Origin of the sequence: Sorangium sp. So ce185 (assembly GCF_051526825.1) — a bacterium.
Lineage (GTDB): Bacteria > Myxococcota_A > Polyangia > Polyangiales > Polyangiaceae > Sorangium > Sorangium cellulosum_D.
Genome location: NZ_CP150316.1, coordinates 5,015,828 through 5,029,856 on the forward strand (window position 1 = coordinate 5,015,828; position 14,029 = coordinate 5,029,856).

General features: G+C 71.3%; 10 protein-coding genes. 5 read left to right on the forward strand and 5 right to left on the reverse strand.

Going from position 1 to position 14,029, the window contains the following annotated elements:
- Positions 1–405 precede the first annotated feature (405 nt).
- Positions 406–1,038 carry a PadR family transcriptional regulator gene (locus WMF26_RS18445; RefSeq protein WP_437947446.1) on the reverse strand — a complete coding sequence of 211 codons (633 nt, stop codon included), beginning with the start codon at positions 1,036–1,038 and terminating at the stop codon, positions 406–408.
- 400 nt (positions 1,039–1,438) lie between these two features.
- Here WMF26_RS18445 and WMF26_RS18450 point away from each other — a divergent pair, with 400 nt between their 5' ends.
- Positions 1,439–4,117, forward strand: coding sequence for a hypothetical protein (locus WMF26_RS18450; RefSeq protein ID WP_438001380.1), 2,679 nt, complete (start codon positions 1,439–1,441; stop codon positions 4,115–4,117).
- Positions 4,118–4,203: 86 nt separating this feature from the next.
- On the opposite strand, the gene WMF26_RS18455 is transcribed toward WMF26_RS18450, so the two are convergent.
- The 3 genes from WMF26_RS18455 to WMF26_RS18465 form a co-directional block, all read right to left on the reverse strand.
- Positions 4,204–4,674, reverse strand: coding sequence for a hypothetical protein (locus tag WMF26_RS18455; protein WP_438001381.1), 471 nt, complete (start codon positions 4,672–4,674; stop codon positions 4,204–4,206).
- 198 nt (positions 4,675–4,872) lie between these two features.
- The gene (locus WMF26_RS18460; RefSeq protein ID WP_437338317.1) at positions 4,873–5,301 is read right to left on the reverse strand and encodes a VOC family protein; all 429 of its coding nucleotides are present in this window, start codon (positions 5,299–5,301) and stop codon (positions 4,873–4,875) included.
- Positions 5,302–5,423: 122 nt separating this feature from the next.
- A complete protein-coding gene (locus WMF26_RS18465; RefSeq protein WP_061628226.1) occupies positions 5,424–6,809 on the reverse strand; it encodes an aldehyde dehydrogenase family protein in 1,386 nt (461 codons plus the stop codon).
- A 58-nt stretch (positions 6,810–6,867) separates the two neighbouring features.
- On the opposite strand from WMF26_RS18465, the gene WMF26_RS18470 reads away from it, so the two are divergent.
- Both WMF26_RS18470 and WMF26_RS18475 read left to right on the forward strand, forming a co-directional pair.
- Positions 6,868–7,659 carry a Stp1/IreP family PP2C-type Ser/Thr phosphatase gene (locus WMF26_RS18470; protein ID WP_437338319.1) on the forward strand — a complete coding sequence of 264 codons (792 nt, stop codon included), beginning with the start codon at positions 6,868–6,870 and terminating at the stop codon, positions 7,657–7,659.
- A gap of 127 nt (positions 7,660–7,786) precedes the next feature.
- Positions 7,787–8,047 carry a hypothetical protein gene (locus WMF26_RS18475; protein WP_438001382.1) on the forward strand — a complete coding sequence of 87 codons (261 nt, stop codon included), beginning with the start codon at positions 7,787–7,789 and terminating at the stop codon, positions 8,045–8,047.
- 117 nt (positions 8,048–8,164) lie between these two features.
- Here WMF26_RS18475 and WMF26_RS18480 read toward each other — a convergent pair whose 3' ends face one another.
- Positions 8,165–9,241, reverse strand: a complete 1,077-nt coding sequence (locus tag WMF26_RS18480) for an MJ1255/VC2487 family glycosyltransferase (RefSeq protein ID WP_061628223.1) — start codon at positions 9,239–9,241, stop codon at positions 8,165–8,167.
- Positions 9,242–9,349: 108 nt separating this feature from the next.
- On the opposite strand from WMF26_RS18480, the gene WMF26_RS18485 reads away from it, so the two are divergent.
- Positions 9,350–10,363: a hypothetical protein gene (locus tag WMF26_RS18485; RefSeq protein ID WP_438001383.1), complete on the forward strand. Its 1,014-nt coding sequence runs from the start codon at positions 9,350–9,352 to the stop codon at positions 10,361–10,363.
- A gap of 766 nt (positions 10,364–11,129) precedes the next feature.
- Complete coding sequence (locus tag WMF26_RS18490; RefSeq protein ID WP_438001384.1) at positions 11,130–13,574, forward strand: right-handed parallel beta-helix repeat-containing protein; 2,445 nt, start codon at positions 11,130–11,132, stop codon at positions 13,572–13,574.
- Positions 13,575–14,029: the final 455 nt, after the last annotated feature.

The following is a 14,029-nucleotide window of genomic DNA, read 5'->3' on the forward strand; positions in this document are numbered from 1 at the left end:
ACCGCGCATTCCCCCGCGGCGCGCCGCCGCGCGAGGCCCCCAGCGCACTCTCCTCAGACGCCACTCGCCAGACGAGCGGTCCGCAGATCTGCTCTGCGTCGACCCCCTGCGCCCCCCGTGCCCGCCGAGCGCAAAAAGCACATTATGCTAACCGCATCTCGATCACAAGATCGTTTGGAAGGCGAGCCAACATTGCGCGGCCTACACGACGTGCCCCTCGTGTCCGATGTGAACGGACGTGGCCTCAGGCGCGCTCGGAGGTGTGATGTGAAGGATTGAATGCGTGTGTGGTCGGTGGATGACCGATGTCACGACATCGGATCAGCGCCCGTGCCGCGAGGTCACCCCGCGGGGGCGCGCGAAGCGGGCTGCGGCCCTCGGCGCGCCGGCGCCGCGCTGCGCGGATCACGGGCGCCGGCCGGGGCGCTTCTCCGGATCCTCGGCGAGCAGCTCCTCGATCTCGGCCGCCGCCTTGTCGAGCACCTTCACCGTGCGAGCGAGCACGGCGGGCGTGAGGCGCCCGCGGTGCATCGCGTGGCGCAGCAGCCGCATGAGCGCGCCGACGCGCTTCATGACGTCGCCGAAATCCTCGGCGAAGCGCTCCCACGAGGTCTCGGCGAAGCGCTCGTAGAACTCGTCGACGTACTCGCGGTTCGCCTGGAGGTCCTCGCGCCCCGCGTCGGTGATCTCGTAAATCTTGCGTCCGTCGGCCTCGATGACGCGCGCGTGGCCGAGCTCCTCGAGCATCTGCAGCGTCGGATAGATGACGCCGGGGCTCGGCCGGTAGGTGTCGCCGCTGCGCTGCTCGATCGCCTGGATGACCTCGTAACCGTGGCGGGCCCGCTCGGCGAGGGCGTCGAGGACGAGGTAGCGCACGCCGCCGCGATCGGCGCGGAGCGGCGGCCCTCCGAACCAGTCCCCCCACCAGCCGGGCGGCCCGCCGCCGAACCCGCCCCGGCCCCGCCCGAACGGACCCCTCGGCCCGCGCGGGCCTGCGTGATGGTGGTGGCCATGATGATGTTCAAATCCCCAGAACATAGACGCGATCCCTCTCTTGCTCGGCGGCGGACCGCCACGACGGCGAGCACTCAGCTGCCGCGCGCGCGTGGGCGGACCACCCCCGGCCCCACGGCCCGGGCCGCCCTGCGGCGCCGGAGCCGATAGTCTAAAAGATATATCTAGACGATAGTTCTCGACCTGCCCGTGTCAAGGGACCGGCGGCTGGCCACGTTCCGCGTGGAGGCCGGCGATGTACGCGGAGCGTCCACGGCGCTCGTCCTCCTCACCCCATCTGCGCGCCCCTCGACCCGTCGCGCGGGTGCGCCTCTGGGTGACGCGCCCGCGAGCACGCGCCTTGCCGTGCGGGGGCAAAGCGCCCCGGGCGCGCCCGTTGCGCCGCGCGGCGCCGGAGGGCGCTGCCCGCGGTGCGGGGAACATCATGTCCAGCCTGAGCACGGAGAGCACACCCCGCGAGCGCCTCGATCGCGCGATCAGCGTCCTCGGCCGCGTCCGGATGTACTGGCGCGGGATGGCCGCGATGATCGCCGTCGGGCTCTCCATCTCCCTCGCCCTGGCGCTCGCCACGAAGCGGGTGTGGCGGAGCGAGGCTACCATCCTCTACCGCGAGACCATCCAGACCGGCCGCGACCCCCAGAGCAGCACCGCGCGGGCGGCGCGCCTCGGGCCCAAGCTCAAGGACGCGCTGATCGCGCGCGGGACGCTCGCCGGCGTCATCGAGGCGTTCGGGCTGTACCCGGAGAAGACCGCCCGCTCGATGGTCGAGGCGGTCGAGGAGATGAAGAGCCACGTCGGCTTCCGCGCGCAGAGCAGCGATACGTACGTCATCTCGTTCACCCACGACGACCCGCGCGTCGCGCAGCAGGTCGCCGCCCGCCTCACGCAGATCCTGATCGACGACTACCGCCGCGACAGCCTCGGCGCCGCGACGATGACCCGCGATTTTTTGCGGCGCGAGCTCGCCGAGGCGAGCTCGAAGGTCGACGAGGCGAGCCGCGCGCTGGCGACGTTCCTCGCCAAGAACCCGCAGTTCCAGTGGGGTCTCAACGACTCGCCGTACGCGCCGGCGCCCCAGCCGCTCGGTTCGCCCGGCGCCCCCGCGCCCGCGGCCGCCCGCGCCTCGCCGCCGGCCCGGCCCATGGACCCGCAGCTCGCCGCGCTCGAGCGGCAGCTCGCCCGGGTGGAGGCGCTGCTCGGGGCCGCGCGCTCGCCCGCGGCGGCTCCGGGGCAGCCGTTGCCCCCGAGCGTGATCGACGCGCAGCGGGCCCGCGACGCGGCCGCCGCGGCGCTCGTGTCGGCGGAGACGGCGCTCGCCGAGAAGCTGTCGACCGTGACCCCGATCCACCCGGACGCCATCGCCGCGAAGCGCCGCGTCGAGGCGGCCAGGAGCCAGCTCGCGGCCGCCGAGAGCGCGCTCGGGCTCGTGCGCGCGGGCCTCACCGAGGTCCCGCGCGGCGAGGCGGGCGAGCTCACGCCGGCGCGGCGCGCGGCGCTCTCGGCGGAGCGGAGCGCGCTGCTCCGGCAGATCGCGGGCCTGCGCGCGCGCGCCGGCGGCGGCAGGGCGGCGGCGGGGGGCGAGGCGCGGCGCGCGCTGGAGGCTGCGGGGGGCGAGGCGCGGCGCGCGCCGGCGGGGTCCGACGGGGACGCGGAGGAGCGGGTGATCGAGCTCGAGACCGAGTGGCACCGGCTCCGCCTCGATCTCGAGCGGGCGCGCGAGTACCTGAAGGCCGTTCAGGCCAACGAGCGCGCCGCGGACCTCTCCGCGGACGCCGCGGAGAACAAGAGCGAGACCGAGCTCGACGTCCTCGATCCGGCGTACCTGCCGAGCCGGCCGGATCGCGGTCGGGGCCGCGTGTTCTTCGCGGGGGCCGCGGTGACGTTCTTCTTTGCGCTGGGCGTCGCCGGGGCCCGGGTGCTGCTCAACGACATGCTGTACGACGGCGGCGACATCCACGCGCTCGGCGGCCCCGCCCTGCTGGCCGCGATGCCGGAGCTCCCGCCGCAGCCGCCGCTCCGCGAGCGCGCGATCGTGCCGGCGTACGGCCCGGCGCCCGCCGCCGCGCACGAGGACGGCGGCGAGCGGCCCATCGAACCGGCGGGGCCAGCGCCAGGTCAACCCGGGTTCGCCGAGCCGGGTCAACCCGGGTTCGAGCCGGGCCAACCCGGGTTCGCCGAGGGCGAGGAGGACGCGCTCCCGGACGGCCTGGAGCTCGAGGGCGACGCCGGCCCGCGCTCGCCCTGGAGCGCGCCGGAGCCGGCCTCCAGCGCGGCCGAGGAGGCCTGGAGCGTGGCCGAGCCGGCCTCTGGCGCGCCCGGCGGGCCGCTCGCCTGGGTGGGCCCGCGCCACCTCGCGTACGCCGGCGGCGCCGGGTTCCGCGAGCCCGAGGTGGAGATCCTCGGCGCCGACGTCGATCCGGACGGGTGCGGGGTGTTCGAGCTGCTCCGGGGCGCGCCCGCGTCGGCGCTCGCCGCCCTCCGGGTGCTCCGGCACCGGCTCGATCAGCGGCGAGGGGGCGAGCCGCTCACGGTCGCCGTGGTGAGCCCCGGCCGGGCCGAGGGCAAGACCGCGGTCGCGGCGCGCCTCGCGATGACGCTCGCCGAGGCCGAGCGCGCGCGGGTCCTCCTCGTCGAGGGCCACCTCGCGCGCCCCCGCGTCGCGGCGACCCTCGGCCTCCGGCTGCCCGCGCACGCGAGCTTCTCGGAGCAGCTCCGCCGGCGCATGGTCGGCGAGGCCCGCCCGCTCGGCGTGATCGCCCTCAGCCCCTCGCTCTCGGTGCTCGCGGAGCCGTCGCTCGAGGCGAGCTACCCCGCGGCGCTCCACTCGATCCACTTCGAGGCCGCCATGCGCGCGCTCCGGCGCTACTACGATTACGTGGTGCTCGACGGCCCGCCGGTCCTCGGCTCGGGCGACGCCAACGTCATCGAGGACGCCTGCGACGGCGTCCTCGTGGTCGCCCGCGCCTCCGTGACGCGGGCGTCCTCGCTCGCGCGGGCCGTCGAGCAGCTCGGCGAGCGCCGCATCCTCGGCGTGGTCCTCAACGACGTCGCGGCGAGGCCGGTCGCGAGGAAGCGAATCGAGGTGGAGGAGCCGGCGACGTGACCATCAGCGCGACGCGCCGCAACGCGCTCGCCGGGGACGAAGCGGGAGAACACACCGCTTCGCAGCCGCGCGCTCGTCGCGACGCATCATATCGACGTGTTGCCGTACATCCACGCCGCGTCGAACCAGATGTCCCGGTTGCACCCCCCCGCGGCGTAGTCGTTCTCGAGCGCGACCGCGAAGGAGTGCCAGCCCGCCTCGAGCCACACCGCATCGGACGTCTGGTGCGTCCAGCCGGCGCCGATCGGGCGCCGGCCGCGGGCCACGGCGTCGATGAAGAAGAGCGCGGCCGGATAGCCGTTGCAGATCGATCCGGCCAGGCGCGCGTGGAGGACGTACGAGCCCGCGCTCGCGACGTAGAAGTACTTGTAAGGTCCGCCGTTCCAGTTGAGCTGCAGGAACGCGTCGGCGTTGGCGCCCCAGCCGTATCCGACCGCGTACGGATACAAGTCATACTGGATGGTCTCGGCCTCGATGTACCAATCCGCGCGCGCGACGCTCGGGGCCGAGGCAATCGCGAGCGCGCCGGCCACCGCCGCAATCTTCCAGGTGTTCAATGCTGCTCCAGTGGTTAAGAATGGTCCAATGGGGAGGATGGATGAGACGACGGATATGATTTGATGTCAAGCGCGCTCCGCGTCGCCTCGCTTCGTGAGGCCGCCGATGCGCCACGACGTCGCAGCGCAGCGCATCGCAGCGCACCGCATCGCAGCGCCGCCGGCGTCGACCCGAGGGGCGCCGGGGGCTCGCGCTGCTCAGAACGTGATCTTGATGGCGTCCGCCGACCTGTTCGCCGGCCCGTGATGGACGACCTCGATGTTGTTCCCGTCGGGATCCAGCACGAAGGCCGCGTAATAGCCGGGATGGTACGGGCGCTCGCCAGGGGCGCCGTTGTCCTTGCCGCCCGCGGCGATCGCGGCGGCGTGGAAGCGCTCGACCGTCGCGCGGTCGTTCGCCTGGAACGCGAGGTGCGTCCGGCCGGTGAGCTCGCCCGCGGCGGCCTGTGAGCTCGCGCTCGAGACGAAGAGCTCGTCGGCCCAGAAGTAATCGTCGGCCTCGCCGCCGATGGGGACGCCGACCGCGTCGAAGACCGCCTGGTAGAACCTCTTGCTCGCCGCGATGTCCGCCACGACGAGCTGGATGTGATCGATGAGACGCCCGCGATAGAGCTGCTGTGTTTCCATGCTTTCACTACTCCCCATGAGCCGTGGCGCGGGGGAGGCCTGAACGGCACGGCCTCCCTTGCGCGTGTGTCGAGCCGGGCGGCGCCGGCCCTCAGCCGAGCTTGAAGTTGCCCGCTCGGCGCTCAGCCGAGCTTGAAGTTGATCGCCTTCGGCCGCGTCAGGTGCAGGAACCCGAGCGTCGAGAGCGTCGCTCCCTTGCCGCTGTTCTTCGCCGCCGTCCACGGGAGCGCCGGATCCAGCGTGTCGCACTGGTTCATGTAGACCGTGCCGACCTCGAGATCGCGCGCGAGCCGCGCCGCGCGCTCGCGGTCCCGCGTCCAGACCGACGCGGTGAGCCCGAGATCGCTGTCGTTCATCAGCGCCAGCGCCTCCTCGTCCGACGAGACCGGCACCACCGGCAGCACCGGCCCGAACGACTCGATGCGCATCACGTCGAGATCCGGCGCCGTGTCGACCAGCAGCGTCGGCTGGAAGAACCGCCCGCGGCCGTCGACCTGCGTCGCCCGGCCGCCGCAGAGCGCCCGCGCGCCCCGCGACAGCGCCTGCTTCACCTGCGCCTCCAGGAACGCCGGCGCGTGCGGCTGCGCCATCGGACCCAGGTTCGTGCGCTCGTCCGTCGGATCGCCGAGGACGTACCCCTTCATCAGCTCCAGCGCCGCCTCCACGAACTTCGGATAGAGATCGCGGTGGACGTACGCGCGCTCGACCGCGCAGCAGCTCTGTCCGGCGTTGTAGCAGGCGCCGTCGACGATCCCGTCCACCGCCTTCTCGAGGTCGGCGTCGGCTGCGACATAGGCGCCGTCCTTCCCACCGAGCTCCAGCCCGGCGTCGACGGCCACCTTCTTCGACGTGGCCGCGTAGATCCGCCGTCCGCCTTCGACGGAACCTGTGAACGCCACGAAATTGACGCGCGGATCCGACGCGATGCGCTCGGAGGTCGGGTGGTCGCAGTGGAAGGCCTGGACCAGGCCGGGGGGCGCGCCGGCCTCGGCGAAGGCGGCCGCGAAGTGCTCCCCGCAGAGCGGCGAGCGCGGCGAGTGCTTGAGCAGCACGACATTGCCCGAGAGCACCGCGGGGATGACCACGTTCACGGCCGTGAGGAGCGGGTAATTCCAGGCCGGGAGGTTGAACACCACACCGAGCGGCGCCCGCACGATCCGCCGCTCCACCCCCGGGAGCTCCGGGAGGACCACGTCGGCGAGCGCGGCCTCGGCGATCGAGATCATGTGCCGAGCTCGCTTGGCCATCCCCGCGATTTCGTTGCGGGATTGGCGCAGGGGCTTGCCCATCATGCGGGTGATGTCGGCGGCGATCGACGGCGCGCTGGCCTCGAGGCGCTCGACCGCGCGCAGGCACAGGGCGGCGCGCTCGGCGAGGGATGTGCGCGAGAAGCTCCGCGCGGCGGCGGCCGCGGCGTCGAGGAGGCGGTCGACCTCGGTCGGGTCGGCGAGGGGCCGGCGGACGGCTTCTTCGAGGGTATACGGGTTGTCGATCACCAGGTCGGGCATGGCGGGGGAGATTAACCCAGTTCCCTGGGAGGCCAAGCGTCGTCTAGACTCGGGGCGAATGCGCGCCATCGCGGCAGGTCTATCGGACGTCGGCAGGGAGCGGATCCACAACGAGGACCGATACATCCTCCTCCCCGAGTTCAACGTCTACGTCGTCGCGGATGGCATGGGCGGGCACGAGGCCGGCGAGGTCGCGAGCCGCATCGCCGCGAGCGCCATCGCCGGCTACTTCCGCGAGGCGAACGGCAAGCGACGCAAGGCGTCGACCGGCGATCGGCTCCGCGCCGCCGTGACCTACGCGAACGCGCGCATCTTCGCGCACGCCGACGACTCGCGGTTCTACCGCGGGATGGGGACCACGGTCGTCGCCGCGGCGTTCTCGCCGCGGGAGCGGAAGTTCTACGTCGCGCACGCCGGCGACAGCCGCTGCTACCTGCTCCGCAACGGCGATATGGCGCAGCTGACCCGCGACCACTCGCTGATCGCGGACGCGCTCCTCGAGCGGCCCGACCTCACCGAGAGCGATCTCGCGTACCTGCCCCGCAACGTGATCACGCGCGCGCTCGGGATCGGCCCGAGCGTCGACGTCGACCTGCGCGCCGAGCGCGTCGAGGCCGGCGACGTCTTCCTCCTCTGCTCCGACGGCCTCCACGGGCTCGTCGACGACCGCGAGATCGCGCGCATCATCGAGGACAACGCCGTGCTCGCCGAGGCGTGCTGCAAGCTCATCGACTGCGCCAACGAGAACGGTGGCCGCGACAACATCACCGCCGTCCTCATCCGGATCGAGGACACCGCCTCGGCGTCGTGGAGCCAGCGCCCGAGCGCGAAGAGCCGCAACGCGCGGTAGCATCCGGAGGCGGTCGGAGGGGCCGAGGAGGACGACGCCACGCCGCGGCCTGAAACGCCAGGGCGGGGCGGCGGGCGCGCGCTCCTCCACCGCTTGCAGTTGTGCCGTAAAATTGCGAGGTCATGGTATGCGAACCACGTGGATCGGGATGGGGCTCGTTGTGGGCGCGCTGCTCGTCTGGGGCTGTGGCGGCGAGGCGGCGCTCGGCGAGGCGTGCGAGGACGAGGGCGCGGACGGCGAGTGCGAGGACGGGTCGGTCTGCGGCAAGCCGGACGACACGGCGGCGCTCGAGTGCCTGAAGGTGTGCGTCGAGCAGGCGGATTGCCCGGCCGACCAGGAGTGCAACGGCATCTCCGGCTCGGACATCAAGGGCTGCAGGCCGAAGTAGAAGAGGCCTCGGCAGGGCGCGGCGCGCTCGGATGCGGGCGCGCCGCCTCGCCGCCGGGCGCCGCGCCGACGGCGCCCGGAGCATGCCGGCGCCGCCGCGCGCCGTGCTGCGCGGCGCTCAGAGCACGCCGGCGTGCGCGCGATCGAGCAGCTCGTCCATCACCTGGAACAGCCGGCGGTTGCCGTCCTGGGAGTAGCCGGCGAGCTTCTCTTCGCAGCCGGGGATGGCCTTCACGAAATCCGCGACGACCGCCGGGTCGTCGAGCGAGTCGGCGCCGCGGCCGAACCCCTCGCGCTCGAGGTAGCGGGCGTTGAGCACCTGCTCGAACTGGCGCCCGAGGGGGACGGCGAGCATCGGCTTGCGCAGGTAGACCGCCTCGCCCATCAGCGTGAACCCCCCGCCGGCGATGACGGCGCGGCACGAGGCGAGGTCGTCGATGAAGCCCTCCTCGCTGAACGGGCGGTAGCGCAGGTTCCCCTCGACCTGCTCCTCGGTGATGCTCCGGCGCATCCCGTAGATGCGGCACTCGAGCCCGGTCCTGGCGAGCGTCTCGGCGAGCGCCTCGTTCCCCTCGGCGGTCTGGTAGACGAGCAGGTGCTCCCCGGGACGGCGGTTGGCCGCGATGATCTCGGGGCGGAGGATCGGCGGCACCAGCGTCGTCTCCTGCTTGCGGACCGGGGGGCGGAAGAACGTGGCGATGACGTAGTGCTGGCAGAACGGCAGCTTGCTCTTCACGAACGCGCGCGTGAGCTGGAAGCCCGCCTCGTGGCCGGCGACGATCTCCGCGTCGTGGGTGCACCGGTTGATGATCTGCATGTTGTCGATCGAGAGGATCGGCAGCCGGTGGAGCTTGGCGTAGAGGTACGTCCACGACTCGAAGTCGCTGATGGTGAGCTCGGGGCGAAAGTCCTTGATGAGCTCGAAGTACGCGGCGATGTTCTTCGGGATGCCGGTCGCGCCGGAGAGCACGTTGGACCAGAGCGTCTTGCCGCGGCGCACCCGGTTCTCCTCGTAGATCATGTGGAGCCCGTGGATGCGGTTCACCCCCGCGAAGCGCTTCGACAGAAAATCGGTCGCGCGCCCCGACGCCATGATCTCGAGCTCGTGCCCCAGCTCGAGCAGGCGCTCGATCACGACGCGCGAGCGCATGGCGTGCCCCATCCCTTCGCCGACGACGCCGTAGAGGATCTTCATGGCGCGCGAGTGTAGCGGGCGCTGCCCGGGGTTCGGAAGGAAACGGCGGGGCCGGGGCGCGGGGGGCGCGCTGGCCAGCGCGCGGACGCTGCGGCGCGGGCGGCGGGCGTGACGCCGCGCCGCCGGATCTGGAGCGAGCTCCTGCCGCTCGAGGTCGTGCGTGCGCCCGGAACGCTCGCGCTCCTCCGGCGGTACGGGCTGGAGCTCGCGATCGCGGTGCGGCCCCAGACGGCGGCGGGCCTGCCGGATCTCGCGGCGGCGTGCGCGGACGCGGGGGTCGGGGTCGCGGTGTGGCCGATGATCGCGGACGAGGACGGGCGCTGGGCGAGCGCCGGCAACGCGGCGGCGTTCGGCGCGTTCGTCGCGCGGCTGCTCGACGCGCTCGACGCGCGCGGCCTCGCCGCGGCGGAGGTCGCGGTCGATCTCGAGCCGCCGATCCAGGACGTGCGCCGGGCGCTCGACGGCGGGCGCGGGGCGATCGCGCTGCTCGGCGGCGGGGTCCGGGGAGCGCGGGCGGACGCGGCCGGCCGGGAGGCGCGGTGGCGGGACGCGCAGCGCGCGTATGTGGAGATGGCGGGCGCGATCCACGGCCGCGGGGTGGCGACCTCGGCCGCGATCGTGCCGCTCGTCCTGGCGGACGGGCCGGCGGGCGGCTGGGAGCGGATCCTCGGGACGCCCGTGTCGGCGCCGCCGTGGGGGCGGGTCGGCGCGATGCTGTACACGTCGCTGTTCGAGGGGTACTCGCGCGGCGCGCTCGGGCGGGACGACGCGGTCGCGCTGCTCGCCTGGGGGTGCGGCGCCGCCGCGCGGCGGTTCGGTCCGAGGGCGGGCGCCTCGGTGGGCGCGGTGGGGAGGGGCGCGCTCGGCGACGAGCCGGTGTACCGCTCGGTCGCCGAGCTGCGCGAGGACGTGGCCGTCGCGGTGACGGCCGGCGTGCAGGATCTCGCGCTGTTCGACCTCGGCGGGGTGCTGGCGCGGCCGCCGGCCGAGGCGTGGCTGGAGGCGTTCGTGGCGCCGCCGGCCGAGCCGCGCCTGCCCCGGGCGACGCTGCGGGCGCGGGCCGCGGTGGCGGCCGCGGCGCTCGTGGGGCGCGCGGCCGGCCGCGCGCGCTGGAGCGAATAGTCTCGACCTGGGCACAGTCGCCCCGTGTCAGGCAGCTATCTCCAAGCACGCCAGCAGCTGCGCCAGACGTTTCTTTCACGCGGCCGCCTCGGCCCGCCGCCGCTGCGCACCCCTTGGGATCGAGGACATTCGCGCCGGTCGATTTCGTTTGACGCCAGCCATGTTAACGTTAACATTTGCCCTGGGTATTCTCTCGCCGTGCCCTGGATAGGTGCGCCATGCGTACCGGGCCTCTCTCCTCATGCACGTTCACGGCGTCGGTCGGGCTCCTGGCTTCAGGTGAAGCGCGTGCAGGGGAGGAAGCAGCGGTTGGGCTCCGATGGGATGCCATAGCAAGACGCGCCTGCCGCCTGGATGGAAGACGATTCGAGGATTTCAAGGGCGAATCGCCGCGCTGACCTCAAGTGTCGGAAATTCCTTACGCCATCCGCCTCTCTCCTGGAAAAGGGACGCTGCAGCAACAACTCATTCATGCATCGAAGGGGCCGCCTTCACGCCACGGCCGGTGGGAGCTGGTCCAACGCGGCGCGGCTTGGCCCTCGGCAGGGATGCAGCGCCTATCGCCGCGCGGCGTCCCGGCGCACATGCTCGGTTGGCGTCTCCGCTTCGCGACGCCCGCTTCGCGACGCACCGCTCCTTCGCGAGGCCCTAGCAACGCTCGCGGCAGCATCGCCGCGGGTCGATCCCTTGCTGAATTGACGTGATCTGGAGGCAGCGCGGTGCTTCGCGTCGGCGGCTGGATCACCTTACGTTCGAGGCAATAATCATGCGTGAGAGTCTCGATTCCACCGTTCGTCATGTCAAGCTTCTGGTCGCCGCATCGCTCACGGCGTTCGCTGGCTTGGCTGCTTGTTCATCGGACGGAACGAGCCCCAACCTGGCTGGCGGTGACGGCTCGGCTGGCGGCGGCGCGACCGGCGGAGCCGACGCCACTGCAGGAGCCGGAGGAGCGGCAGAGGCCGGGGGCGGCGGCAGCGCCGGCGCGATGGCCGGTGGCGGAGCGGGCGGCGGAGCGGGCGGCGGCGGCGAGGTTCCAGACGAGACCGGGACGCGGCAAGCGGCGTACTACGTGTCGCCTTCCGGCAGCGACGACAATCCAGGCACGGCCAGCGCGCCGTTCAAGACGGTCACCAGGGCGCGCGACGTCGTCCGCACCGTCAACGCCGACATGACCGGCGACATCTACGTTTACCTCCGAGCTGGCACGTACAGCCTCACCGACGCCATCGTCTTCACGCCGCCGGACTCGGGCACGAACGGCCACCGCATCTACTACCAGGCTTACCCCGGGGAAAAGCCCGTTTTGAACGGCGCGACGCAGGTGACCGGATGGACGCCGGACACAGGCAATATCTACAAGGCCAAGCTGAACCGAACGACGAAGCTGCGCAACCTGTACGTGAACGATGCTCGTGCCCTGATGACGAGCAAGCGGGTCACGTCGCGCGGAGGGGTCGGGACGTACAGAGTGACGGCCGGGCAGCAGGGCTGGGCTTGGGCGAGCGGCAGCGGCAGCGATGGCGCCAAGTACGACCTCGCCGCGGTACCAGCCATCGCCAGCAATATGGACGATCTCGAGATCGTGAACGGCACCACCTGGAACGAGAATATCGTTTGCGTTCGCGATGTCACCACGACGCAAGACAACTTCCGCGCGCTGCTCTTTCAGCAGCCCTACGGCGCCATCGCGCAAACCCCGGGTTGGAATTCGGGCTTTAGCGTGTCTGGTACTCACACGATCTACAACGCGCGCGAGTTCTTGAGCTCGCCCGGTCAGTTCTATTTCGACAAGACGACCGGCACCCTCTACTACTACCCGCGGCAGGGCGAAGACATGGCTCGAGCCGACGTGCAGGCGCCGATCGCAGAGAAGCTGATCGACATCGCCGGCGACTCCACCGCTCGCCGCGTCAAGGACCTCACCTTCCAGGGCATCACCTTCGCCAACACCGACTACAACCTGTACAGCGTGGGCGAGTCGCGCGGCAAAGCGACGGTACAGGGCGCCACCATCTACGTCGCTTACGGCGACGGCAACTGGCACAACAGCAAGTACGAGATCACCGACACGCTGCCCGGGATGATCACGGTCAACAACGCCGACTCGATCGACTTCGTCGGGAACGTGGTGAAGCACAGCGGCAATGAAGGGATTTCCTTCATCAACGACGTCGTAAATTCCACCATCGTCGGCAACTACATCACCGACATCGCCGGCAGCGGCATCACGGTCGGCCACCCGCAGCACCTGTACGTGGGCGACACCGGCCCGCACCAAAAGTTCGGCCCGGGGGTCGAGGGCATCTGTAAAAACGACACCATCAGCAACAACCTCCTGTACGATGTGAGCTCACTGCCTGGCTTCGGTGGCCATTCGGGCATCACCGCGTTCTTCGTCGATGGCCTGAAGATCACCTATAACCAGATCCAAAAGACGGCCTACAACGGCATCAACCTGGGTTGGGGATGGCGGAACTTCCCCGACTCGACCACCTGTAAAGACAACGCGATCAACAACAATCGATTCATCGATACATTGAGCAGGCTGCACGACAGCGGCGCGGTCTACACGCTAGGTCAGATGCCGGGCACGACCATCAACGAAAACTACGTCAAGGGCATTCCGCCCGCGACGAGCGGCCCCACGTACGGCCTGCACAACGACGAGGGCAGCGCGTACATCACGCAGAACGACAACGTGCTCGACATCGATCCCGGCGTGAAATACACGATCAACTGCGAGGATTTCGGGGCCAAGCACCACCTGACCATCCTGAGGACGTACGCCACGGTGAACAAGATGGGCGTCAACCCGCCCGATAGCAGGATCGACCCGCCGGTCGCGGTGCCGGACAACATGTGGCCGGCAGCGCAGTACGAAATTTGCCTCAGCTCCGGCGTCCAGGAAGAGCACCGGGGCATCATCCCCAGCGGCCTGCTCGCGGTTCAAGACTACGTGTTCCCGGCGAGCGCCTCGGTGGCGTCTGGCACCAAGACAATCAAGATCAGGAGCGCCGGCGCGGCGGCCAACACCGTGTGGCTCGCGCCGGCCGGCACCGGCACGTTCACGGAGGGCGCGACGATGACGAAGGCGGCGGGGGACGCTACGTCCATCGCCGTGCCGGCCAGCGCCGGAACGTACAAGCTGCATATCGTGGATGCGCAGGGCGAAAAGCTCGGTGAATCGGCGGCGCAGCTGCGGGTGCGCTGACGTGCCGCGGTGAACGGCCGCCAAGCGGACGCCGGGGTGCGGGGCGCCGCGGAGCCCCGAGGAAACAAGGCAAATTTCGCCCGCGCGGAGCCGCCGCGAAGCGGTGCAGACAGTCCGGCCATCCCTGGCCGGACTTCTGGCGGCCGGGACTAGCCGTGATGTGCCTTGCCCTGGCCTCGGTAGCGCTTCCAGTGATGTCGCTTGTTCTTGTTCTTCGGCCTGCTGTTGCTGGAGCTGCCGATGGACGTCTTCTTGCTCGAGAGCGGCATGCGCGCTCCATTGCGCCTGGATGGGGCGAGCGAAAGTGGGCCCTGGCGATCGCGGCGATCCCGACGGCGAAGACCCACGAACGAGCTCGCCTGGAGCGCGCTGCCCGCAGCGGCGCAGGAGAACGGCTTCGGGGCAGAGGCCGGCCGGTCCTCACGAGTCGCCTGCCGGCCGCGATCGAGGTGCGA